Raw genomic sequence first — 25,304 nt, 5'->3', positions numbered from 1 at the left:
CACAGCCCGCACTCGTTCCGCTTCACGGTTCGACGGCGTATAACGCAGATATGGACATCCAATCCTGGGGAGAGATCGACGCATGGCTGCGCGGCGGCGGACTCGTGGTCGCCTCAAGCGATCGAGCTGCGCGTGCCCTCCAGGCCGAATTCCATCGCCGACGCCGTAATGAGGGACTGACCGCATGGCCCACGCCCGACATCGTTGACTGGAAATCCTTCACGCGCAAGGCATGGGAAGATCGAAATTTCGATGGACGTCTTCTCCTGAATTCGGCGCAGGAACTCTCTGTGTGGTGCGAAATCATTCACAGCGAGCATCACCTCCCAACGACGCTGAGCGCCTCGGTACGCCGCCTCGCTACGATGGCGGTCGAAGCCTGCGAACTCCTCAGTTCCTATGCCCCCCGGTTCCTGCGCGCTGCGTCGCGGATCGGCTGGGATCGTGACTCCGGCGAATTCAGCAAATGGCTCGCCGAATTTGATGAGCGGTGCGACAGGAACAGCTTCATCTCCGCCAGCCATCTTCCTCTTGAGCTGATCCCTCTCCTCCAGGCAGATTCCGCCTCTCGTCCACCGCTTCGTCTCGCCGGCTTCGACCGCCTGCTCCCCGTGCAGCAGCAACTGTTCGACGCATGGGGTCAGTGGCAGCAATTTCAAATCCAAGGTCAGCAGGCACAAACACATTTCTACCGGACCCCCGACAGCCAGACGGAGCTTGAATCCTGCGCATACTGTTGTCACACGCGCCTCGCCGCCAAACCCGATGCACGCATTCTTGTCATCACGCAGGATGCATCGCAACGCCGCGGAGAAATCGAGCGTGCCTTCCTTCGGTTTTTTGAACCCAATGCCCCTCTTCCTTTTGAGTTCTCGCTCGGCATTCCGCTCACCACAGTGCCGTTGGTGCGTTCAGCTCTTTTGCTTCTCCGCTGGCTTGGCGAAGCCTTGAGCGAAAACGAGCTTGACTGGCTCTTCGCAAGCCGACTTGCTGCGTCACCCGAGGAATCTTCGGCGCTGCAATCCTCCATGCGAAGACTGCGCCACCTCGACCAGCAGCGCCTTCAATGGCCTTTGGAAGGCTTTTTTAACCAGGGTCCGATTGCCACAGCGCTCCCGGTGCCATGGAAACGCAGCGTGATCACGGCTCAGCGGAGTCTGAAGGAATTGGGCGCATCGCTCAGTCCCATCGAATGGGCCGACAAGGTTCCCCATCTGCTCGAAACCATCGGCTGGCCCGGCACTGAATCGAAAACGAGCGTTGAATTCCAGATGCATCGCCGTTGGCAGCAGGCATTGGACACCGCCGGTTCTCTCGGCTTCGATGGGCGCCACATTCCATGGCAAAACTTTCTCTCCGAGCTCGAACACGCGGCTGCAGACATTCTTTTCTCACCTCAGTCCTCTGATGCGCCCATCCAGATTGCTGGCCCCGCGGAGTCCGCCGGCCTCACCGCAGACGCTGTCTGGTTTCTCGGAGCGGACGAAGAGTCCTGGCCGCCTGTCGCGTCGCTGCATCCGTTCCTGCCCCCTCACGTGCGACGCGAATCCGCGATGCCACACTCTTCGCATCAACTGGACTGGCAGTTCGCCTCTGCCATCACAAACCGCCTGCTCTCCACCGCCCCGGAAGTCCATTTCAGCTTCGCAGCGCAAAAGGACGACGCAGAAACCCGGCCCTCGCGCCTCATCGCTCAACTCCCGTGCGTCCCCCAGCCACTGCCGGCAAACCAGGTTCCGCCTTCGCACGAAGAACCAGTCGCCATTCCGTTCATCGATTCCACAAGCGCCGCCTTCGCGCGCGATCGTCTCAGCGGTGGAGCGAGCGTTCTCTCCTTCCAATCGCAGTGCCCTTTCAAGGCGTTCGCCTCTGCGCGTCTCGATGCGAAGGATTGGGACGCCGCGGAAGTGGGCCTCTCTGCAAAGCAACGTGGTCAACTCCTCCACGATGTTCTCCACTCCATCTGGTCCGGCCCACCCAAAGGCATCCGGAGCCATTCCGATCTGATTGCAGTGACAGATCTCGCTTCCTTCGTCCGCACCCATGTTCGAAGTGTCCTGAAGAAAAAAGTTCCCGCGGCGGTGCGCGGCTCCATGCCCGGACCCTACATCGACCTCGAAGAATCGCGCCTCATTCGCCTCATCACCGAATGGCTCGAATTCGAATCCGCGCGTGTTCCCTTCACCGTCGCAGAAACGGAAGCCGTCCACACCGTCACCATCGCCGGCCTCACCATGAACCTTCGATTCGATCGGGTCGATCGACTCGTTGATGATTCCTCGCTCGTCATCGATTACAAGACCGGCAACGTTGGCCCGAAGTCGTGGGACCTTCCCCGACCCGAGGATCTGCAGTTACCGCTTTACAAAGTCTTTGGCCTCGAGCCGTTGCAACCATCTTTATTTAACAATTACGGCGGTCCGCCCAGCGGAGGACTGGTTTTTGCCAGGATTCGCCCAGGCGATACGTGTTTTGCTGGTCGCGTTGCCGACCCACAGAAAACGATCGATCCAAATCTCACCGGAAGCAGCTCATTGGTTCGGCGCAGGCTCACAGGTTTAGACGAGTCAACGTGGAAGGAATACATCGATCAGTTGGCCAGAGACTTCATCCATGGCCGCGCCTCCGTCGATCCACGCGACTACCCGAAGACTTGCGAGCGCTGCGGCCTTCAATCCGTGTGCCGGATTCAAGATCCCGAAAATCGCGCGGAAATTGAAGAGGATGAGATCACCGAGGAGAATGATGAAGGATAGCTCCGTGCTCTTCACTCCTCCCGATCAGGCTCAGCGCATCGCAGCACTCGATCCTCATCGCTCGATTCTCGTTCAGGCGCCGGCTGGTTCGGGCAAGACCGATCTTCTGACCCGCAGATTCCTTCGTCTGCTCGCGGAGGTTGACGATCCCAGGCAGATCGTTGCCATCACCTTCACCAGGGCCTCTGCGGCCGAGATGCGCTACCGCATTCTCTCAGAACTCGAGAAGGCCGCGTCGCGCAAACCATCCGCTGAAGTGCACGACGACTTTTCCATGGAAACGCTTGCCGATCGAGCGCTTGCCCAGTCGCACAAACTCGGCTGGCAGTTGCTCGATCTAACCTCACGACTGCGCATTTCCACCATTGACTCTTTTTGCCGCGAACTTGCGATCCAGCAGCCGATACACTCCGGTATCGGTAACAATTTACAAATCAACGAAAGACCCACCGATCTCTATCGCCGTGCGGCGCGACTCACGCTTGAGAAACTCGGCGATTCGCGCCTTCCCGAACTCAGTGACTCAATCACCAACCTCCTCTTGTGGCGCGATAACGGCTGGAAAGAGTTGGAAGAGCTTTTGGTCAAGATGCTCGGCCAGCGCGATCGCTGGATGCACAAGTTTGTGCTGAGCCAGGAACCGGATTGGAATGCAGTTCGCGAGTGGCTCGAACGACCATTCGCCAATGCTGTGCGCATCGCACTCGACGGCCTGAAGTCACTCATGGAGCTGGTTCCAGGTGCAGGCGATGAAGCGATCGACCTTGCGCAATTTGCGTGTCTCCACGGCGCAAACGATCTCCATCGCGATCTCGCCGAACTCGCCAACTTCCCTTACGGGCCGCACCAGGACAGCGCCGCTCTTGAAGATGCCCGGAACGCCTACCTCTGCCTGGCAGGACTGCTGCTGACACAGAAAGATCGTTTCCGCCGGCAATTCAACATCACTCTCGGATTTCCAAAGGAACACACCGAAGAAAAGCTGCGCATTGAAGATCTCAGCGAGCAACTCTCCACCGTGTCCGGCCTCGAACGAGCTCTCGCCGCCGTCCGAAAGCTTCCCCCCGCCCGTTACAGCGACGAAGATTGGCAAATCGTCCGCGCAAGCTTCACCCTGCTTCGCCACGCAGCCGCGGAGTTGAAGGCCGTCTTCGCCGACGCCGGAACCGTCGACTTCGTCGAAGTCGCCCAGATCGCCCGGCAGGTCCTCCGCGACGAAGATCACTTGCCCACCGACGCGGCCCTTGCCGTCGCCGATGATATTCACCACCTCCTCGTCGACGAGTTCCAGGACACCAGCCGCCGACAGCACGAATTCATCTCCGCGCTCATCGCCGCGTGGCCTGAACGCACCGGTCGCACCATCTTCGTCGTCGGCGACCCGGTTCAGTCGATCTACTCTTTCCGCGATGCCGAGGCCGAACTCTTTGGACGCGTTCAGGAGAGAGGCTTTGAATTCAGCGAGGACGAGTCTTTCCCGCTTGATCTGGTCCGCCTCACCGCGAACTTCCGCACCGATCCGCGCCTCGTCTCAACCGTGAATGATGCGTTTGAAAAGGTCTTTGCCGATCCCGACGGCAGCGGAATCGAGTTCAACGAGTCAGAGCCCGCGCGAGCCTCTTCCCAAAACTCCAGGCATTTCGAACTTCACATCGCATTCCTTCCCCAATCGAAGCCGAGGAAGTCCACCATTTCCGGCGCGAGCTTCTCTGCGGAAGAGATCGCCTCGCAGCGCGAAGCCGTCCGCGCGGCGCAGATCGCCGAGGTTGTCGCTCTTATTCGCACCCACCTTCAGCGCATGGAGTCCGCCCGCGACGCCGGTGAGAAATATCGTGTCGCTGTGCTCGGCCGCGCTCGCACGGCACTCGCTCCCATCGCGGCAGCTCTGCGTGACGCTTCCATTCCCTTCCGCGCCGTTGAGCTTGAAAACCTGCAGGAGCGTCCCGAAATTCTGGATGCGGTTGCGCTGGCAAGGGCGCTGGCGAATCCTGAAGATCGCGTTGCCTGGCTCGGCGTTCTGCGTGCGCCGTGGTGTGGTTTGAGCCTTGCTGAACTTCATGCCGTTGCCGGAACAGACGATCGGCCGCAAGCACCAAACACAATTCCGCAACTGCTGCATCAGCGCCTCGACCTGCTCTCACCCGATTCACGCGAAGCTGCCCAGCGCGTGCTTGCGGCCTTCGCATCCGTTCCCCACCTGCGAAATACACTTCCCACCGCATCCCTCGGCACGCACCTTCAGCAACTCTGGCGATCGCTGGGCGGTGACCGATGCGTCGATGCAGGTGCCCGCGCGAACCTCGACCTTTTCTGGAATCTGCTCGACAATCTTCCCGCAGGCGAACAGGATCTGAATGGTCCTGCCCTCGAAGCCGCCCTCGCAGACTTCTTCTCGCTACCTGACCCTGCATCCAGCAGCGAGTGCGGCGTTCAGCTCATGACGATTCACAAATCCAAGGGCCTCGAATTTGAAGTTGTCATCGTCCCCGATTTGCAGGCGCGGAGCGGCAGCAATAAACCTGATCTTCTCTCCTGGCTGGAGCGCGGCATCGTCGAACCGGATGAATCAGGCGACCTCACCGAGTTCCTCGTTGCGCCCCTTCAATTCAAGGGATCCGAGCACGGCCAGGCAAAGAGCTGGGTAGACCGCGTGAGGCGCGAACGTGAATTGCAGGAAACGCGTCGCATCCTCTATGTTGCCGCGACCCGCGCTCGCGAAGAGCTGCATCTCTTCGCGCAACCGGCATACAAAATCGAAGAAGACGATTCGCGCACCTTGCTGGAGCCTCGTAACAGTTTGCTCCACACGGCCTGGCCCGCCCTGGAAGAAGAAATCAGAAATCGCTTCGATCAATGGAACCTGTCTGTACGACAGGATGCCGAACCCGGAGAAATCACTACCATTGCCGCTGGCGAAAATAACGTCACCGTCATGTCTCGTCCTACCATCATGCACCGGTTGCCGCCTGATTTTGAAGCCGCAACAACGGTCGGCGCGAGCCTCTCGCCTATTGAATCGGTAATCGGCCTCGGCGAAGCCGCCTACCAGCGCCACGAAGGCGGCCTGTTCTCGCGCAGCCTGGGAAATGCCGTGCACAAGCTGCTCGAGGAACTCGCTCGCTTGCGTCTGTCACTCGATTGGGATTCCTCGCTGAAAGCACTCGAAAACATCCGGCCACGCATTACAGCCACGGTGCGCTCTACCGGCATCTCCCTCACACAGGCTGAAGACATCTCGTCGCAGGCATTCAACATCGCTCGCAGCGCGTCCCGCGACACGTTCGGACAATGGATCCTCTCCCCGCACTCCGAAGCCGCCAGCGAATCCGGATGGGCCGGCATCGCAGGCGGCAGTCTGCGCCTCGTGCGGGTCGACCGCCTCTTCCGCGCCGGCCTCGAACCGCTGCAGCCCGGCGACGACGCCCTTTGGATCATCGATTACAAAACAGCGCAAGCCGACAAATTCGACGCACAATCGGCACTCCCGGAATTCCACGCAACCTACAGACCCCAGCTCCAGGCCTACGCCGATGTACTACGCAATCTGTACGGCCCTCAGGTTCAACTCCGTGCCGGCCTCTACTTCCCGCGCATGTCGCTCTTTGATTGGTGGGAGATTTAGCGCACTTCGGTCGCAGCGCCAAGCCCAATCGACCGCATCAGCTCGAGCGCATTGCTCGTCTTCACCACGCCCGGCTTAAGTTTGTAATTGAAGATCAGCTTCCCATCCTCAAGCCGGTCTTCGAAGTGACAATTCACGGCGCGGCCATTCATCGCTGCCGGAATCTCTGCCAACGCCAGATCGTGCGTGCTCACAATACCGATCGCTCCGTGCTCCATCAGGCTCCGCACCACCAGCTTTGTTCCTTCCAGCCGATCATGCGAGTTTGTGCCCGATAACAATTCGTCCATCAGAAAGAACACCGGAATCGGCCCCGCCGAAAGATCCTCGGCAACCTTCAGCCTGCGAATCTCCGCATAAAACCGCGAAGTACCCCCAGAAAGCGAGTCGAGCACACAGATCGAAGCGGCCACGGCGAGCGGCGACATCCTCAACGAACGAGCCCGCACCGGCGCGCCGCATTGCGCAAGCACAGCATTCACCCCCAGGCAGCGAATGAAAGTGCTCTTCCCCGCCATGTTCGGCCCGCTCAGCACCATCAGTTGCACTGCGCCGTCCAGCTTCACATCGTTGCGCACAGCCACATTTGCCGGCAGCAGTGGATGCGTAATTTCCTTCGCCTCAAACAACGGACCGCGCTCCACAAACTCCGGTAAAACGTCGTCGGGATGCTCAAACGCATACCCTGCCAGTGCCGTCAGAGCCTCAAACTCGCCCACAGCCTCGAGCCATCCGCGAATCTGCGGGCCAAACTCCTGTTGCCAGCTCTCTGCCAGAAACACGCATTGCGCATTCCAGAACATCAGCACATTGAAGAGGCCCAGCGCTGGATTTCGCCGCGATTCGACGTAGCCGACGATGCGATCCAGTTTGCGAATTGCATCGGCAGGAGAATATTCCGCGTGCCTCAGGCGGCCTTGGATTTCCTTCAGGCAGGTCGCCGAAAACTGTCCTTGATCGATGAGGCGCAGAACGCCGGCAAGAATATCCAGATCATGCGCCGCCTCCTCAATCGCGTCAGCGGCAGCATCCCATCGCTGGAAGATCCGGTGCGCCCAGGCCAGATTCAGAGCGGAAATTGCGAGCGCCAATGTACCCCATCCCAACACCGCCCAGGTAATCATGGCCGCAATCCACAGCATGCCCAGCAAAGTTGTGATCACCCGAACCGACGTGCTTTTCAGGATAGGCTTCTGCTCGCCCCATCTGGCCAACTTGTCAGGCTGCACGCCCGCACGGACGGACTCCCCAATGCAAAACAAATCTTCGCGGAGTTTCACCCGCTCCCGCAGGTCGCGCACCGCGGCATGACGTGCCTTGATCTCCGCCACGGGCGCGGCCGCCAGCAGCCACGCCGCCAGCGTTTCCTCTCCCGCTCGCGTGCGCGCCGTACAGAGCAACTCGAACAGCGAAGCTTTGCCAAACAAATCCAGATCGCGCGCGTACGGGTGGGCCTCATCGAGGAAGCGATCTCCGGTCTCGCCGGCTCCCGCCCATCGATCCTCGATGCGCGCGATTCCGCGTTCGTAGAAGGTCAGCGCGCGCTGCCTCCATCGAATCCACTGCAGTTTCTTCTCGTGCCACACCGCCAGCCACACAAAGGCCGCAACCGGCAGCAGAAGCAGCCAAATCAGTTTTGTGTAGTAGAGAAGAATAATTGCGGACAGTACCGCGACAGAGGCAACCGCAACTTTCGCGTATCCAAGCTGCCGCTCCCGTTTCTGGTCTGCAGCCTGCTCAAGCTGCAACTGCTTCAGACGTTCGGCATACAGTACAGCCGGCTCAACCTCTGGTTGCGTAGTCTCAGTTGCGCTCATGCCCCGCTCCGGCGTCCTACCTCAAGACTAACGCAGTCGTGAAGAGCGCAACGCTATAGCGGAAAGAGGGATGACTTAGCCTGAAGACGCGGCAGCCTCGGCAGCCTTCTTCTGTGCCATCACGCTCTTGTGGTGGCGCACATCCGAGCCTTCGATCCAGAAGATCACGTCCTCGGCGATATTGGTCGCATGGTCCGCCACGCGCTCCAGTGCCCGGCAAATCATCAGCGCATTCAGAGCCTGCGGAGCGATATGGCTCTGCTCCTCCATCACCTTTGTCAGCGACTTGTACGCCGCACGATTCATCGTGTCCACAGCGTCATCCATCATCAGCACAGCGCGTGCCAATTCCGGATCGGCGTCTATAAACGACTGCAGGCTCTTCCGCACCATCTCCGCTGAAAGCGTGGCCATCCGCGGAATGTCCACCGGCAATTCTGGAACAGCCGGCATCTGCTCCATGTTGCGAACGCGTTCGCTGATGCTCTTCGCCGAATCCCCCACACGCTCGAGATCCGCATTGATCTTGATCACGCTCAGAATGAAGCGCAGATCAATCGCCATCGGCTGCTCCATCGCCAGCAGGTCGAGCGCTGCCTGGTCGATATCGCGTTCCAGCCGATTGATCGCAACTTCACTCCGGCTCACGAGGTCGCAGATCGACAGGTCGCGAACACGATAGGCTTCAATGGCGCGCTGAATCGCCTGCTCGGCCAAGCCGGCCATCACCAGCAGATTCTCTTTTAGCTGGTCGAGACTTTGTTGAAAGCGAATACGTGTCATCCGAACCTGCCCGTAATGTAATCCTCAGTCCGCTTGTCGCTGGGGTTGGTGAAGATCTTGTGCGTCGAATCGAACTCCACCATGCGACCGTTCAAAAAGAACCCGGTCTTCTCTGCCACGCGCGCTGCCTGCTGCATGTTGTGGGTCACAATCACGATAGTGTACTGCGATTTCAACTGAAAAATCAGGTCTTCTATTTTCGAAGTAGATACCGGATCGAGAGCGGACGCGGGTTCATCCATCAGCAGAACTTCAGGATCGACCGCCAACGCCCGCGCGATACACAACCGTTGCTGCTGGCCGCCAGAGAGACTCGCGCCCGACTTCGACCTCAAATCGTCCTTCACCTCGTCCCAAAGCGCCGAGTTCTTCAGGGAGCGCTCGACAATCTCATCCAGCGCGCGTCGATTCCTGAACCCATTCAACTTCAGCCCCGACGCCACATTGTCGTAAATCGACATGGTCGGAAACGGATTGGGCCGTTGAAATACCATCCCCACGCGCCGCCGGATTTCCACCGGTTTGGCATCGTTGTAAATGTCCAAATCGCCAATCCGCACTGTCCCCGTTACGCGGCCGATCGGATTCGTCTCATGCATCCGATTGAGGCACCGCACAAACGTGCTCTTGCCGCACCCCGACGGACCAATCAGCGCCGTGGCATGATTGGCTGGAATATTCAGGTTGATGTCCTGCAACGTGTGGTTGGTTCCATACCATGCGTTCAGGTTCGTCACCTCGATGCCGACACCCACGTTAGCTTACCCCTTTCAGAACTCCGCGACTGGTCACATAACGCACCATTGAAACTGCAATCACAATCAATGCAATCAGCACCAGCGCACCCGCCCACGCCAGCCTGTGTTGGTCCTCATAAGGTCCGGTTGCATAAATCCATATCTGCAATGGCAGCGCTTCAATCGGCTGATTCGGGTTCGTGCTCCAGAATGCATTACCCAGCGCTGTAAAGATGAGCGGCGCCGTTTCTCCGGCCACGCGTGCAAAAGCCAGCATGCAGCCCGTGATAATCCCCGGCGAAGCCGTTTTCACGGTGATCGAAAGAACAGAGCGCCAGTTCGGCAGCCCCAATCCCAGTGCCGCCTCGCGAATGTTGTTCGGCACCATCAGCAGCATCTCTTCCGAGGTTCGCGCTACCGTGGGGATCATCATGATGCCAAGCGCCACTCCACCGGAGAATGCCGAAAAATGTCCCTGCGGGACCACGATCAGCGAATAAGCGGCAAGCCCTATCACAATCGAAGGAACTCCGTTCAGCACATCTGCCGTGAAGCGAATCCCATTGGCCAGCTTCGTGCCGCGTCCAAACTCCGCGAGAAAGATTCCCGCTCCAATCCCAATCGGGATCCCGATGATGCTGGCGATGCCGAGTAATACTCCCGACCCGACGATGGCATTTGCCATGCCGCCGCCCACTTCACCCTCAGGCACGGGGTTCTGCGTAAAGAAAGCCAGGTTCAGTGAGCTCGCACCCTTGAGGATCAGATAAATGAAGATCGCGACGAGCGGCAAGATCACCAGCACCGTAGCCAGAATTGCCAGGCCCGTCACCGTATGATCGGTCACCGCCCTCAATCCTGATCGAAAACTGGTCCCCGTCATCGCCACTTTCGTCGTCTCCATTCCCTGCCGTTATGACTGAAAACTGATTCCCACGCCTGTCAATTCACTCGCGCCGGTGCGCCGCGCGTAACCGCCCAAACAAGCAGCTGAGCCAACCCATTCACGATAATCGTCAAGACAAACAGCGCCAATCCAATCTCGATTAGCGCGCTGCGGTGCAGGTCGCTCACGGCCTCAGTAAACTCGGTCGCAATCACCGATGACATCGAATTGCCGTTGTCCAACAGCGACTTGCTGATCTGCGGCGTGTTGCCAATCACCATCGTCACCGCCATCGTTTCGCCCAGAGCCCGCCCCAACCCGAGAATGACTGAGCCCACAATTCCGATCCGTGCATTGCGCAGTACGCCCATGCGAATCATTTCCCAGCGCGTCGCTCCCAATGCCAGCACCGCTTCCCGCTGCGAGTGCGGCACTGCTGTCATCACCTCGCGCGTCAGCGACGAAATAATCGGCAAAATCATGATGGCCAGGATTACAGCAGCGGCAAAATAACCAAGACCTGTCGGATTGGTATCTTCAAAGAGCCCTGTCCACCCCAGGTATTTGATCAGCAGCGGATTCACGTGCTCCCTGAGCAGTGGAACCAGCACAAAAAAGGCCCACAATCCATAGATGATGCTTGGAATCGCGGCAAGCAATTCGGTAATAAACGCGAGCGGCCCGCGTAGCAACTTCGGGCACATCTCCGTGAGAAAGATCGCCAGGCCAATCGCAAGCGGAACCGCGATCAAAAGCGAGAGAAACGACGAAACCAGCGTCCCATACACAAACGGAAGCGCGCTGAAGTGCCCGTTCACCGGGTCCCAGAAGCTGCCATTGAGAGTCAAATTGCCGAAGAATTTGAAGCCGACCGTCTTCCAAGCGAGGTTAGAACGCTCCACCAGCTCCGCGAGAATCAAAATCACGATTCCGAATATACTCAGGCCGCAGACCACCATCAGCACATGAAATACGCGGTCGGCGAGCGCCGAATTTCCGCGCGAAAGCAGGAACTTGCGAACTGCGGAGACCTCGCTCTTGCCCGCTTCCGCTGCCTGCGCGGTACTCGGAACATCGGGTTGCATTTTAACTTGTGGTTGAGAGATCCGAATCTCGGGCACGTGAGCTGTCACCGTCAGTAGGCTACCGGGCAAAGATGAATAGAAGGTTACAGGGCTGCTAAATCAAACGCATATAACGCACTTCTGCGAGGAAATCTTCTCGATTTGCTTGAATTCCGTCTCGTCCTTTTCCCTTTCGATGTTTACCGTGACACAGCGGCAATGAAACGGCAGACTTCGCCCCGATGTACCAAAGACGCGCCAACTCCTGTAAGCTGATGCACTGAAAGCTATTAGGCTAAACCCATGCGTAAAATTGCGCTCGCCCTCCTGTTCACCGCAACCATCGCGGCGCTGTCCCAAAGTCCGTCGCAGCCCGATGCACCTCATCGCGACTGGAGGGCCTCCTGGATCACGCATCCCACCGCGCCCCTGCGCGAGCCTCTGGTCCTCCACTTTTGCCGCATCCTCAATTTGCCCGTCGTCCCCGCCAGCTACATCGTCCGCGTCAGTGCCGACAACCGCTTCATCTTGTTTGCGAATGGCAAGCGAGTAGGAGATGGACCCGCCCGCGGAGATCTGACCCACTGGCGCTACGAGCGGTTTGACCTGGCGCCCTATCTCCAGCAAGGTCAAAACCTCATCACCGCCACCGTCTGGAACTTTGGCGTCTTTGCCCCCATCGCTCAGATGAGCGATCGCACCGCCTTCCTGCTCGAAAGCGAGGCTTCTGGCACCACCGACATCAGCACCCCCAAGGACTGGCTGGTCGAGGAAGAACCCGGCCAGCGCCCGCTCGACCGTTCAACCGTGACCATCAAGACCTACTTCGCCTCCGGCCCCGGCGAAGAAATCGACGCCTCCAAATACGACTGGAACTGGGACTCCGCCACCGTCGGCCAACACTGGGTTCCCGCAGCCTCGCCGATGCGCGACAGCATCTTCCCCGGCACCAACCACGCCCATTCCGCCGACACCACCGGCGATAACCCCTGGGGCCTGATCCCCGATGAACTGCCGCACATGGAATACTCAGGCACCTCCGTCGGTACGGTTGTCAGGACGGGTGTAGTCGCTTTGGAAAAGTCATTTCCACTGTCAGCCATCACCGTCCCATCTCTGCAGACCTTTCCGCTCTCGGCCGTCAGCATGCCCGCCGGTTCCCACGTTCGCATCCTGCTAGACCGCAAAACTCTCACCACCGCCTATCCTGAACTCATCGTCTCCGGCGGCCAAGGCTCCCACATCGTCCTCACCTACTCCGAAGCCCTCTACGACGAGAATCAACACAAAGGCGACCGCGACGAAGTCGCCAACCGCCAAGCCCTCGGCCTAACCGACAGCTTCCTCCCAGACGGCGGCCCGCATCGCGTCTTCATGCCCCTCTGGTGGCGCACCTGGCGCTATCTCGACCTCGACATCACCACCGGCTCCGAACCCCTCACCCTCGAATCACTGAAGGCATACTTCACCGCCTACCCATTCGAAGAGCGTGCCAAGTTCGAATCCCCCGATCCCGATCTCGCCAAAATCTGGGAAATCTCCTGGCGTACCGCCCGCGATGACGCCCACGAAACCTACATGGACACGCCCTACTACGAGCAGCTCCAGTACGTCGGCGACACTCGTATCCAGGCCCTCATCTCCTACACCGTTGCAGACGACGACCGCCTCGCCCGCCAGGCGATTACCGCCTTCGACGATTCCCGCATTCCCGAAGGCATCACGCGCAGCCGATATCCCAGTTCCCTTCCGCAGAACATCCCTACCTTCTCTCTGCTCTGGATCGGCATGCTCCACGATTACTGGATGTACCGGCCTGATCCCCAATTCGTTCGTGACCACCTCCCCGGCACGCGCGATGTTCTCGGATGGTTCTCGCGTTACGAGGCTCCCGATGGCCTCCTCGAAGAACTTCCGTGGTGGAGCTTCATCGATTGGGTGCCCTCTGGCGAAATCCCCACCTACGACGCGCACGGCGAGTCCTGCGTCACCACGCTCCAATATCTCGGCGCGCTTATCGACGCCTCCGATCTCGAGCGCAATCTCGGCGACACTGAGCTAGCCTCGCGCTATCACTCCCGCGCCGACCACGTTCGCACCGGCCTCATTTCCAAATGTTGGGTCGCGTCACGCGGCTTGCTCGCCGACAATCCCGACCAGAAGATCTATTCGCAGCAGGCCAACATCCTCGGCGTGCTCTACGACGTTGTCCCGCAGGACCAGCAGCAGTCGGTCCTGCGCAAAATCCTCGCCATTGAGCCCGGCACCACTCCCGACGGAATTCTCTCCGCCTCCTACTACTTCCGTTACTACCTCGCCCGCGCGCTCGACGAAGTCGACAAAAGAACGAATCAGGACCACGCCGGCATGGCCGTCCGCTACCTCCAATCCCTCGACCCCTGGCGAAAACTCCTGCCCCTCCACTTCAGTACCTGGCCCGAAATACCCGGCGACACCCGCTCCGACTCCCATGCCTGGTCGGCCCACCCCATCTACGACATGCTCACCCTCGTCGCCGGAATCGAACCTGCAAGCCCCGGCTTCGCCACCGTGCGCATCGCTCCCCATCTTGGTGCGCTCGATCACCTGTCAGCCACATTTCCCCACCCGCAGGGTGACATCAAGGTCGAATACCGCCGCGAGGGCCCGAGCCTGGCCGCAACCATCACCCTCCCCAGCGGACTGACCGGCAGCTTCATTTACAAGGGGCAAACCCGGCAGCTCATGCCCGGCCTCAACAAAATCCAGGCCAAATGACAAAGATGATTTCGCTGGTTACTCCCAAAGAAAATCGATGTATTTAACGCTGAATCCCTGTTCCTTGTTTCCTGTAAACGTGCTACAACTTCCAACATGGCAAGAAGTACAGAGACAAAGCCATCAGGGCACGTCAATTTAAGAACGCTTGCTGAACACCTGGAGCTGTCGCAAACCACGGTCTCACTGGTCCTCAACAACTCACCTTCAGCAAAGTCCATTCCGCAGGAGACGCGCAACCGCGTCCTCGAAGCGGCGACGCGCCTCAACTACCGGCCGAACTACTTCGCCCGGTCCCTGCGCCAAAGCCGCTCCATGTCTGTTGGCGTTCTCGCGCCCGATTTGAGCGAAGGCTACTTCACTCGCGTCATGAGCGGCGTGGTCCAGGAACTCACCCAGGCTCACTACTTCTATTTCACCGCCTGCCACGACTGGAAGCGTGAACTCATCGAGCAGTATCCGCGCATGCTGGTCGAGCGCGCCGTCGACGGCTTCCTGCTCTTGAACACGCCCGCCGACCAAATCGAAGTACCTGTCCCGGTGGTTGCCATCTCGGCACACAGCGCAGTGCAAAACGTCACCAATATCGTTCTCGACCATCACAAGGCAGTGGAATCCGCCCTTCTTCACCTCCACTCGCTCGGCCATCGCCGCATCGCTTTCATGCGCGGTCCGCGCGCAATTCCCGATTCCGAATATCGCTGGCAGAGCATCCAGCAGGTCGCCGGCGAAATTGGTATCGGCATTGACCCCGCGCTGGTCATCCGCATCGATTCCGCCGGGTGGTCCATGAAAACCGGCCAGCATCCCATGGCGCCGGAGATCGGCTACAAGCCCATGCAGGGCCTGCTCGAAAAAACGCGCGACTTCACCGCCATCTTCTGCTTCAACGACATCTCCGCCATCGGCGCCATTCGTGCTTTGAAAGATGCCGGCATGCGCGTCCCTGAGGATGTGTCGGTGGTCGGCTTCGACGATATTCAGTCAGCTGCCTATTCCACGCCATCCCTCACAACAGTGCGCCAGCCGCTCTTTGAAATGGGCCAGCGCGGAGCACAGATTCTGCTTGAGCGCATTGCCAATCGAGAGGCGCCCTATGCTGCCGAAATTGTGATGGCGCCTGAACTGGTTGTGCGCGAATCCACTGGCCCGGCAGGCACCCGGCCAACTTCCTGATTCACTCGCCTATCCGCAGAACGACTGGAACCACCGGCTGATATACACCTGCGCATGCGCTTCGCCACAGTAGTGCCGGGCGTGTGGCTTGTCCGCCGCTTCCTTGGTCCACTTAAAAACCGTCAACTGTGCGTCGCTGCAGTGGATCACGATCCATCGGACAGGCCTGTCGCTCTCCTCCCCGCAAATCTCGCACCGATAAACCGTGTCAATCACCAAAAAACCTCCGACCAATCTGTCCACTGTTTCACTATTTCACTTTTCACTTTTTCACTGTCCACTGCTACTCCAGCATCTGCAAATCCAACGGCGCTTCCAGCAGACAATCCATCTTACCGATCTCCGCCAGGGCCCGCTTCATCGCTGACGACTTGCACGGCTCCACCGTCACCACAAACGGCAGCGCCTCTGCCGGATACCCCGGCTTCTGCACGATAGCCCGGATATTGATCCGCTCCCGCGCCAGCGCACCCGTGATCTCCGAAACGATCCCCGGCCGATCCGCCACCAGGAATCGAATATAGTGCGGCACTTCGAACTCCGCGCCGATCTTCGCCGGAACCGAAGGAATTGCCACGCGGCGCGACCCGTGCGCCAGCGCAAGCAGATCGCTCACCACCGCAACCGCCGTCGGATGTCCCCCCGCACCGTGACCTGAAAACACCACATCGCCGCCATAATGTCCCGTCAGGATCACCATGTTTTCGGTGCCTCGCGACCAGGCCAGCGGCGAATTCCTGTCTACCAGCATCGGACCCACCGTCGCCGCCACCGCGCCGTCGTGTTCTTCTGCCCGCGCCACCTGCCGAATCGTGCAATTCAAATCCCGCGCGTAGCTGAAGTCCACCGCCGTCACGCTGGTGATGGGCTGCGGCACAATCTCATCGGGATCCACCACCACCCGCAGCGCCAGCCGCATCAGGATCGCCAGTTTCGACCGCGCGTCGAATCCGCCCACATCCTCCGTGGGATCGGCTTCGGCGTAGCCCTTTGCCTGCGCCTCAGCCAGCACCGACGCATATTCTGCCCCGGCCTCCATCTTGCTCAGGATGAAGTTGCAGGTTCCGTTCAGAATCCCTTCCATGCGCGCGATGCGGTCGCCGGCCAGCCCTTGCTCCAGTCCGGGGATCACCGGAATGCCCCCCGCCACAGCGGCGCCATATTTCAGATGTCCGCCTTTCGCCGCGGCCAGCCGCTCCAGTTCCACCCCGTGATAGGCAATCAGCTTCTTGTTGGCCGTCACCACGCTCTTGCCCGCATCGATCGCGCGCCGCACCCATGTCCCCGCTGGGTCGAACCCACCAACCAGTTCCACAATCGCGTCCACGTCCGATGCCAGAACCGACTCCCAGTCCTCGCTCCAAACCACGCTTTTCGGAACCCAGTCGACCTTCTTCCGTGCAACGTTGCGGTTATAAATATGCGTAATTTCCAGCCCCTCGGGCTTCGAATCCAGGATAATCCGCGCGACCGAGCTGCCGACCGTACCAAATCCGAACAGCGCGATGCGCAAGGGTGGCCGCTCATTCGACACAACGACCGAGGCTTCTCTTTCCGAGACAGAATTCTTCACGTGAGACGGCAGTCAACCTTTCAGTGTGTATCGGGAATTCGAGATGCATCGATGATACCTGAAGGCCTCAAACTTTCTCGAATCGCGGATTACTCCAAAGTTCCTGTACTATGAAGGCGAGATGCGCCGCGCCTTCTCCATTTTGTTCGTTCTCTTCTTCGGTCTTGGACCCCTTGTTGTCCTCATCGATGGCGGAGACAACACATCCCTACCCGCCTGCTGCCGCCGCAACGGCGCACACCATTGCGCAATGACCGATGCAATGTTGGCGCACATGATCCAGGCCGCCCTCAGCACTCCTGCATTCACTGCTCCCAGCCACTGCCCGCAATACCCCGCACGCGGGAACGCTGCGCCGTCGACAACCCTGGCCATTGCCCGCGCGCCCGAAACCGCGATCGTGGGAATTCCAGCATTGCTATCTGTCGCCCCGTCCGCCGCGCATGCGCGCAGCATCCATCTCCGTACACCTGCACTCCGCGGCCCTCCGGCACTGACACTCGCCAGCTAACTCCACTTTCTCCTTCCATGCACGCTCGCGCGATCCCCTCGCGCGAGTGCGCCACTGCCTTCGCCGTGGAGGTCACTCGACCATGAGCCGGTCACGCATCCTATTTGGATTTTGGCTTCTGTTTGCCCCGATCATCGCGCGCGCCTCCGTTTTCGCCACCATTCACGGCGTCGTCCACGACCCTCAACACCGCCCCATTGCCGGCGCGCAAATCAAACTCAACGCTGCCGACTCCGCCTTTACGCTAACCGCCGTGACCTCTTCCGTTGGCGAGTTCCAGCTTTCCCAGGTCCCCATTGGCATCTACACCCTCGAAGCCTCCGCTCCCGGCTTCGCTTCCTCACTGCAGACCATCACCGTCGCCTCCGGCACCAACCCTGTCTTCCACATCCCGCTCGACCTCGGAGCCGCGACGCAGTCCGTCACCGTCACGGCCGACGCCGGCTCAGTCTCCTCTTCAGACTCGGTCACCCCCACAACCCTGATCACGCGCCAGATGATCGACCAGACTCCGGGAGCCACCGCAACCACCGGCATGCAGATGATTACGAACTATGTGCCCGGCTCCTACATGACGCACGATATGCTGCACATCCGCGGTGGCCATCAAACCAGCTGGCTCATCGACGGCGTCTCCATCCCCAATACCAAGATCGCCTCCAACGTCGGACCGCAGATTGACCCCAAGGACATCGACCAGCTCGAAACCCAGCGTGGCAGCTATGCCGCCGACATCGGCGATCGCACCTACGGCGTCTTCAACGTCTTGCCCCGCAACGGATTCGAGCGCAACCGCCAGGCAGAACTCCTCCTCGACGCCGGGAGTTTCTACTCCGGCGAAGCCCAGATCTCGCTTGGCGACCACACCGCACGCACCGCCTGGTACACAAGCCTCACCGGTTCGCGTTCGAACTATGGCCTCGCCACGCCGATTCCCCAAATTCTCCACGACGCCACCAACTCCGGCAGCGGCTTCGTCTCCCTCATTCGCAACCAGACGGCGAGCGATCAGCTGCGACTAGACGCGCAGTACCGCCAGGACTTCTTCCAGGTCCCCTACGATCCCAGCAGCACCGACTACGAATGCGCGTCCGACTACTATTGTTCCTACGGCCTGCGCGACGGGCAAACTGAGCGAGACTCCTTCGTCATCGCCAACTGGGTTCACACCCTCTCACCCAAAGCGCTCTTCTCCTTCGCGCCCTTTTACCACTTCAACCAATCCAACTACGATTCGCGCGCCTCCGACCTGCCCGTCGCCACAACATGGCATCAGACCTCTAACTACATCGGCGGCCAGGCCGATGCTCACGACGAAATCGGTCCCAATAGCTTCTCGGCCGGTGTCTACACGTTCTACCAATCCGAAACGGACCTGTTCGGCACTTTCATCAACGACAACTCCGCACCATCCCAACCGAATACGCAATCAAATGCCGATGCAGCAATCACCGAGTTCTACCTCGCCGACGATTTGCGCTTCGGCCGCTATGTCACGCTGCTCGGCGGAGAGCGCTTCACCATCTACCGCGCCGGTATCGACGAAACAGCAATTTATCCCCGCATCGGCGCCAGCATCGAAATTCCCCGTCTCCATTGGGTTCTCCGCGGTTTCTACGGACACTTCTTCCAGCCCGCGCCGATCCAGACCGTCTCCTCCTCCGTACTCAACTACGCAAGCAATCTTCCTGGCGGAGAAAACACCTTCACACCCCTACGCTCCGAGCGCGACGAAGAACATCAATTCGGAATCCAGATACCCTGGCGCGGTTGGACCCTCGACGTCGACACCTTCAAAAACCGCATCGACAATTTCCTCGATCACTCCAACCTCGGTGAATCCAACATGTACTTCCCCGTCGCCGTCGACGGCGCCCTCGTTCGCGCATGGGAGATGTCAATGCGATCGCCCGAACTTGCCCATCTCGGCCGCTTCTATGTCACGTACTCCAACCAGATCGCCGAACAACGAGGCAACATCATTGGGGGATTCACGTGCACTGACCCCAACGACCCCGCCTGCAATCTCGGACCCGGCTACACTCCCGTTGACCACGATCAGCGCAACACGCTCAACACCGGCTTCACAGCCAACCTTCCTATGCACACGTGGTTCGCCGGCAATGTCTATTACGGCTCAGGATTCACCAACGGTCTCGCCGGCACCGACACGGGCCCCTACAACGCCGCCTATCTCCCCGTCCACACCACCTTCGACATCTCCACCGGCCACACCTTCCGCGAGAACTGGACCGTCACCGCCAACGTCCTCAACGCCACCAACCGCCGCATCCTGCTCGACAACTCCGTCACCATCGGCGGCTTCCATTACAACGACCCCAGAATGTTCTCCGCTCAACTCCGCTACCGCTTCCATTTCTGAATTTTGCCCCACTCCTCAGCGCTGTCATTCTGAACGTAGCGGTTAGGGGCCCCGCGAACGGAACGTTCGAGGGGTAAGCGAAGTGAAGAACCTGCTTCTGGATGCGAACTGCGGAACGTCCGCCTTGAATTGTGACTTAAGTCTCCACCACAAATAACCCCGGCAAAACTTCCCCCGCCTTGCCTTCCACCACGTTCGTAAACGCATGCGCATTCAAGGGCGGCTCCGGTCCGACATACACCGTCCGAGCGCCACCCTGCCGAGCCCACTGCACATAATTCGCCGCCGGATACACTGACCCCGATGTCCCCACCACCACCATCAGCGTCGCCCTGCCAATCTCCCGCTGAATCCGCTCCATCTCCAGCGGAATCTCTCCGAAGAAAACAATATGAGGCCGCAGCCGCGCCCCGCACGCGCAGCGCCCTACTTCGTCCAGGCTTGTATATACGGCGCGATCTGTCACCGGCGGCTGTCCGCACTCATCCTCGCAGCGCGATTTCGCCAACTCGCCATGCATGTGTACCAGCCGCTTCGACCCGGCTCGCTCGTGCAAATCGTCCACGTTCTGCGTACAGAGAAAAAATCGGTCGCCGAGTTTTGCCTCAAGCTCCGTCAGCGCAATATGTGCCGGGTTCGGGTCCGCCTTCGCACCCTGCGCCCGCCGCTCTGAGTAGAACTGCCACACCAGCGCCGGATTCAGTTCCAGCGCTTCCGGTGTACACACATCCTCGACGCGATGTCCTGCCCACAAACCATCCGAAGCACGAAACGTCGGCAGACCACTCTCTGCACTGATCCCCGCTCCGGTCAAAACAAAAACCCAATCCCCGGACCCAATGACAATCTTTCCCAACGAAAAACTCCAAGGTTTTACTAATCACTGTCCACTGTTCACTGTTTCACTGTTTCACTGCCTCTAAGGTTCCAGCAGAATCTTCCCTGTCGTCTTGCGGTTTTCCATGTCCGTCTGCGCTTGCCCCGCTTCGACCAGCGGAAACATATGTTCCATGCGCAGTTTCAGATCGCCTTTCGCCACCCAGCCAAGCACCTCGTTTGCTCGCCATTCCAGTTCCTGGCGTGTCGCAACGTAGTGCCACAATGTCGGCCGCGTCACAAACAGCGATCCCTTGCCGCTCAGTTGAATCAAATCGAACGGCGGCACTGGGCCGCTGGATCCGCCAAACAATGCCAACATCCCTCGCGGCCGCAGGCAATTCAAGCTGCCGTCAAACGTGGTCTTGCCAACCGAGTCATACACCACGTCGACGCCCTTGCCGCCCGTCATCTTCTTCACCTCGGCGACAAAGTCCTGCTCGGTGTAGAGAATCACTTCCGCCGCACCGGCCTCGCGCGACAATTCGGCCTTCTCTTTCGTCGACACGGTGGTGATCACGCGCGCACCGATCCGCGAAGCCATCTGCGTCAGCAGCAATCCCACGCCGCCCGCGCCCGCATGCACCAGCGCCGTTTCTCCGGCTTTCAGTGGATACGTCGACGTGGCGAGATAATGTGCCGTCATTCCCTGCAGCATTGCCGCCGCTGCCTGTTCCGGAGTCAACCCATCCGGAACCTTAACCAGTTGTGACGCCGGCACCAGGGCATACTCCGCATAGCTGCCCAACACGCCGACGGATGCCACGAGGTCGCCGGGCTTGAATCCGGTCACACCCGAGCCAAGATCTTCCACCGTTCCCGCAGCCTCGCTGCCAGGAATCAGCGGCAACGTCGCCTTGTACGTGCCCTTGCGAAAATAGATCTCGATGAAATTCACGCCGATCGCTTCAACGCGAATCAGCACCTGTCCGGGACCTGGAACAGGAATCTCCAACTCGGCGAGCTGAAGAACTTCAGGCCCACCCGTACTCTGTATCTGTATTGCGTTCATATATGCGCAAGAATGCACCCTTACACCCAAAAACTGCAAGCAGAGTATTTCCCGGCATATTCACATTTGCCTGTGAATCCGAACCAATCGACCTTGATCCACAACCGCACAGACAAAACAAAAACCCCGCCAGGATCTCTCCCAGCGGGGTCTTGTCTTTCTAGTCCCTAGTTCCTAGTTCCTAGTCCCTGTTCTTAAATTCCCTGCTTCTAAAACCTGTCATCCCGCCGGTCCGACAAAATGCTCGGCTCCTCCGGCGTTCTCAACCGCACCACGCGATCAACGGTGTACGGCGCGCGCTGTTGCGATGTATGGAAGTGCCGCACCTGCAGCTCTCCCAGCAACCCGATCGCCAGCATCTGAATGCCCGCCAGGATCAGCACGCCCGCAATCACAAACAATGGACCGTGTACGTCCATCACATTCTGATGCGGATTCATGATCTTCATTCCCAGCAATACCGCCGAAATAAAGCTGCCGGCTAGAATTCCCAGCGCGCCAAAGCTGCCAAAGAAGTGCAGCGGACGGCTCATGTACTTCAACAAAAACCGAATCGTCAGCAAATCGAAAAATACGCGGAACGTGCGCCCGATGCCGTAGTGGCTCTTGCCGCGTTCGCGTTGCACGTTCTTGATCGGAATCTCGCAGATCGACGCGCCGTACCAACTCGCCAGCGCCGGAATAAACCGGTGCATCTCGCCATACAGCGGAATGTTCTGGATCACTTCATGCCGATACGCCTTGAACGTCGTGCCGAAGTCGTGAATGTCCACGCCGGAGAGCTTGGCCATCAGCCAATTCGCGCAGCGCGAAGGAATCCGCCGCATCACGAAGTTGTCGATGCGCTCCTTGCGCCAGCCCGACACCACGTCGTATCCCTCTTCCAGCTTTTCAAGGAAGTTCGGAATCTCGTTCGGATCGTGCTGCAGATCGCCGTCCATCGCGAGGATAAAATCGCCCGATGCGTGATCGAAACCCGCCGCCAGCGCCGACGTCTGTCCAAAATTGCGGCGCAGCTTCACCACCAGCACGCGGCTGTCCACCGCGGCAATCTCTTCCAAAAGCTTGTAAGTCTTGTCGTTCGAGCCGTCATCCACCAGCACCAGCTCAAAGCTTTCGCCCACCTGCTCCATCACCTGCTTCAGACGGGCATATAAAACAGTTACATTTTCCTCTTCATTGTGGAAAGGAACGACAATCGAATACTTCGGCATATTAATAGTATAGACGCGACTTAATTCGGAACGGCGCACATATTCGTTACTCATCGTGGACGAGAATTTACAGTTGCGCGTTCACGCTTCATTCGAGCAAATGATCTATCGATCGAGTTCGTCCATCATCCCCTGCATCTCGCTGAGAGCATGATGGTTGCCGGTTCTGGCCGCACAGGCAATCCCCGCCTTCAGCTTCTCTACCGCATCGGAATTCCTGCCCGCCTTGGCCAGCGTTTGCGCCGACATGAAATAGGCCGCCGTGTAGTCAGGATTCTGCTCGATCAGCACATCGAATTCCTTCAACGCTGCATCCACTTCGCCGCGGTTCGCCAGTTCCATGGCGATGCCGTATCGCGCGAAGGCATTCTTCGGGTCAAGCGCGAGAATCTCTTTCAGTCCTGCAATCTTGTCCGTTGTGCTCATAATGGGGGATTTCTGCACCAGGGCGATTTGCGTAATTGGCGTGGATTGCCGAAACTGGAATCTGGTGCTTCGGCGCAAAAATTCAGCTGTGCTCTCATTGTAGCTTGAAGTGAACTTCCGCTAAAGGCCCTGCAACTGAAAGCCCCAAACCGAAAGCCTGTAACTGAAAGATGGAGCAAGTCAAAACATGAGTACCGCTGAAGCCAGCCCGCAAGTCCGTACCGTCGCCAGCACGCAGTCAGAAATGACGGAGGTTATCCTCCCTAACGACGCCAACACGCTCGGCAACCTGCTCGGCGGCCGTCTCATGCACTTCATCGATCTCACCGGCGCCATCGCCGCCTATCGCCACTCGCGTACCCACGTCGTGACCGCCGCGATGGATCACATCGACTTCATTCAGCCAGTGCACGTCGGCGATCTGCTCATTCTCAAGTCCAGCGTCAATCGTGCCTTCAATACATCCGTCGAAGTCGGCGTCAAGGTGTGGGTGGAGGATCCACAAACCGGCACGCACCTGCACGTTGCCAGCGCATATCTGGTCTTCGTTGCAATCGACGAGCACGGCCGACGCCAGCATGTTCCCCAGGCACAGCCAGAGACACCCGACGAAATCCGCCGCTTCAATGACGCGCTACGCCGCCGCGAGCATCGCGAATCCGAATCGGCCCGCCGCAAGCGGGAGACGCGCATCGCAGGCATCGCCACAGCCTGACCCACTAAGCTCGAACCTGTTCAAGGAGGTTTTCGAAAATGGCCCACGGACAAGCCACGCCTCAGCCTGTAGCTCTCCCCGGAGTATCCAAGATTATCGCCATCGGTTCCGGAAAGGGCGGCGTGGGCAAAACCACCGTCGCCGTCAACCTCGCTATCGCGCTCTCCAAGCTCGGCCAGCGCGTCGGCCTCATCGACGCCGACATCTACGGACCCAATGTCCCGCTCATGATGGGGTCAACGCAATCGCCGCGTGTCGGTGCCGACAACCAGATCCAACCCAATGACACGCACGGCATCAAAACAATTTCCATCGGCTACATTTCGCCGGGCGACAAACCCATGGTGATGCGCGGTCCCATGCTTCATCAGATCATCCGCCAGTTTCTGCAGCAGGTCGATTGGGGCGAGCTTGACTACCTCATCGTCGATCTCCCCCCCGGCACCGGTGACGTTGTAATTTCTCTCGTCCAAACCGTCCCGCTTACCGGCGCCGTCGTCGTCTCCACGCCCAGCGACGTCAGCCTCCAGGACGCGCGCAAGGCACTTGAGATGTTTGCACAGGTCAATGTCGAAGTCCTCGGCATCGTCGAGAACATGAGCCACTTCACCTGCCCCCACTGCCATCACGAGATCGACATTTTCTCCAGGGGCGGCGCCGAGCGCACGGCGGCGCAATTTAAAGCTCCCTTCCTCGGTTCCATCGAGCTCATCCCCGCTATTCGCGAGGGCGGAGATCGTGGACTCCCCGTAGCCCTCGCTGGTCCCAAGAGCCCCCAGGCCGCCGAATTCTACGGCGTGGCCCAAAAGCTTATGGAGCGCGCCGACGCCGCGGCAGCCGCAAGCAGCGATGTCATCGAAATCACCTAGCCTCCAGCGTGTCATTGATCCATCTGCATCCTCTCAGTAATTGGTTGTGTCATTCTGAGTGAACGGAGCCCCAAACGCCTTCGACCTCCCAATAATGAACGGTGTCATTCTGAGCGAACGGGGCCCC

General features: G+C 59.2%; 19 protein-coding genes. 8 read left to right on the top strand and 11 right to left on the bottom strand.

Features of this window, described 5'->3' with window-relative positions; translation table 11 throughout:
• Nucleotides 1-50: 50 nt before the first annotated feature.
• A complete protein-coding gene (locus tag WCA10_RS23700; protein WP_472825011.1) occupies nucleotides 51-2,756 on the top strand; it encodes a PD-(D/E)XK nuclease family protein in 2,706 nt (901 codons plus the stop codon).
• Complete coding sequence (locus WCA10_RS23695; protein WP_472825010.1) at nucleotides 2,743-6,378, top strand: UvrD-helicase domain-containing protein; 3,636 nt, start codon at nucleotides 2,743-2,745, stop codon at nucleotides 6,376-6,378. The genes WCA10_RS23700 and WCA10_RS23695 overlap by 14 nt, the downstream gene beginning before the upstream one ends.
• Here the strand turns inward: WCA10_RS23695 and WCA10_RS23690 are convergent.
• The 5 genes from WCA10_RS23690 to pstC form a co-directional block, all read right to left on the bottom strand.
• Entirely contained in the window at nucleotides 6,375-8,195 is a 1,821-nt protein-coding gene (locus tag WCA10_RS23690; protein WP_472825009.1) for a MutS-related protein, read from the bottom strand. The two genes, WCA10_RS23695 and WCA10_RS23690, sit on opposite strands and share 4 nt — an antisense overlap.
• A gap of 75 nt (nucleotides 8,196-8,270) precedes the next feature.
• Nucleotides 8,271-8,978, bottom strand: coding sequence for a phosphate signaling complex protein PhoU (gene phoU / locus WCA10_RS23685; RefSeq protein WP_472825008.1), 708 nt, complete (start codon nucleotides 8,976-8,978; stop codon nucleotides 8,271-8,273).
• A complete protein-coding gene (gene pstB, locus WCA10_RS23680; protein ID WP_472825007.1) occupies nucleotides 8,975-9,733 on the bottom strand; it encodes a phosphate ABC transporter ATP-binding protein PstB in 759 nt (252 codons plus the stop codon). Before pstB ends, phoU begins: the two co-directional genes overlap by 4 nt.
• 1 nt (nucleotide 9,734) lies before the next feature.
• Nucleotides 9,735-10,619 carry a phosphate ABC transporter permease PstA gene (pstA, locus tag WCA10_RS23675; RefSeq protein ID WP_472825006.1) on the bottom strand — a complete coding sequence of 295 codons (885 nt, stop codon included), beginning with the start codon at nucleotides 10,617-10,619 and terminating at the stop codon, nucleotides 9,735-9,737.
• Nucleotides 10,620-10,657: 38 nt separating this feature from the next.
• The gene (gene pstC / locus WCA10_RS23670; RefSeq protein ID WP_472825005.1) at nucleotides 10,658-11,686 is read right to left on the bottom strand and encodes a phosphate ABC transporter permease subunit PstC; all 1,029 of its coding nucleotides are present in this window, start codon (nucleotides 11,684-11,686) and stop codon (nucleotides 10,658-10,660) included.
• 282 nt (nucleotides 11,687-11,968) lie between these two features.
• On the opposite strand from pstC, the gene WCA10_RS23665 reads away from it, so the two are divergent.
• Both WCA10_RS23665 and WCA10_RS23660 read left to right on the top strand, forming a co-directional pair.
• Nucleotides 11,969-14,422, top strand: a complete 2,454-nt coding sequence (locus WCA10_RS23665) for an alpha-L-rhamnosidase-related protein (protein WP_472825004.1) — start codon at nucleotides 11,969-11,971, stop codon at nucleotides 14,420-14,422.
• A 96-nt stretch (nucleotides 14,423-14,518) separates the two neighbouring features.
• A complete protein-coding gene (locus WCA10_RS23660; protein ID WP_472825003.1) occupies nucleotides 14,519-15,598 on the top strand; it encodes a LacI family DNA-binding transcriptional regulator in 1,080 nt (359 codons plus the stop codon).
• A gap of 9 nt (nucleotides 15,599-15,607) precedes the next feature.
• Here WCA10_RS23660 and WCA10_RS23655 read toward each other — a convergent pair whose 3' ends face one another.
• Nucleotides 15,608-15,814 (bottom strand): hypothetical protein, encoded by a 207-nt coding sequence (locus WCA10_RS23655; RefSeq protein WP_472825002.1) that lies wholly within the window; start codon nucleotides 15,812-15,814, stop codon nucleotides 15,608-15,610.
• A 67-nt stretch (nucleotides 15,815-15,881) separates the two neighbouring features.
• Nucleotides 15,882-17,111: a homoserine dehydrogenase gene (locus WCA10_RS23650; RefSeq protein ID WP_472825001.1), complete on the bottom strand. Its 1,230-nt coding sequence runs from the start codon at nucleotides 17,109-17,111 to the stop codon at nucleotides 15,882-15,884.
• Nucleotides 17,112-17,292: 181 nt separating this feature from the next.
• On the opposite strand from WCA10_RS23650, the gene WCA10_RS23645 reads away from it, so the two are divergent.
• A complete protein-coding gene (locus WCA10_RS23645) occupies nucleotides 17,293-17,682 on the top strand; it encodes a hypothetical protein (protein ID WP_472825000.1) in 390 nt (129 codons plus the stop codon).
• A gap of 82 nt (nucleotides 17,683-17,764) precedes the next feature.
• On the top strand, nucleotides 17,765-20,065 hold the full coding sequence (locus WCA10_RS23640; protein WP_472824999.1) for a TonB-dependent receptor: 2,301 nt from the start codon (nucleotides 17,765-17,767) through the stop codon (nucleotides 20,063-20,065).
• Nucleotides 20,066-20,201: 136 nt separating this feature from the next.
• Here WCA10_RS23640 and WCA10_RS23635 read toward each other — a convergent pair whose 3' ends face one another.
• The 4 genes from WCA10_RS23635 to WCA10_RS23620 form a co-directional block, all read right to left on the bottom strand.
• Nucleotides 20,202-20,921, bottom strand: a complete 720-nt coding sequence (locus tag WCA10_RS23635) for an SIR2 family NAD-dependent protein deacylase (RefSeq protein WP_472824998.1) — start codon at nucleotides 20,919-20,921, stop codon at nucleotides 20,202-20,204.
• A gap of 63 nt (nucleotides 20,922-20,984) precedes the next feature.
• Nucleotides 20,985-21,953, bottom strand: a complete 969-nt coding sequence (locus WCA10_RS23630) for a quinone oxidoreductase family protein (RefSeq protein ID WP_472824997.1) — start codon at nucleotides 21,951-21,953, stop codon at nucleotides 20,985-20,987.
• 209 nt (nucleotides 21,954-22,162) lie between these two features.
• Nucleotides 22,163-23,167 (bottom strand): glycosyltransferase family 2 protein, encoded by a 1,005-nt coding sequence (locus WCA10_RS23625; RefSeq protein ID WP_472825020.1) that lies wholly within the window; start codon nucleotides 23,165-23,167, stop codon nucleotides 22,163-22,165.
• A gap of 105 nt (nucleotides 23,168-23,272) precedes the next feature.
• Complete coding sequence (locus tag WCA10_RS23620; protein ID WP_472824996.1) at nucleotides 23,273-23,593, bottom strand: tetratricopeptide repeat protein; 321 nt, start codon at nucleotides 23,591-23,593, stop codon at nucleotides 23,273-23,275.
• A 187-nt stretch (nucleotides 23,594-23,780) separates the two neighbouring features.
• Between WCA10_RS23620 and WCA10_RS23615 the strand changes: the two genes are divergently transcribed.
• Entirely contained in the window at nucleotides 23,781-24,308 is a 528-nt protein-coding gene (locus tag WCA10_RS23615; protein WP_472824995.1) for an acyl-CoA thioesterase, read from the top strand.
• Nucleotides 24,309-24,346: 38 nt separating this feature from the next.
• Nucleotides 24,347-25,177, top strand: coding sequence for an Mrp/NBP35 family ATP-binding protein (locus WCA10_RS23610; RefSeq protein ID WP_472824994.1), 831 nt, complete (start codon nucleotides 24,347-24,349; stop codon nucleotides 25,175-25,177).
• Nucleotides 25,178-25,304 lie beyond the last annotated feature (127 nt).

Source organism: Occallatibacter sp. (assembly GCF_049582745.1).
Taxonomy (GTDB): Bacteria; Acidobacteriota; Terriglobia; order Terriglobales; family Acidobacteriaceae; genus Telmatobacter.
Note: the sequence above shows the minus strand (reverse complement) of the source record. Positions and strands in the feature narration are given on the sequence as shown.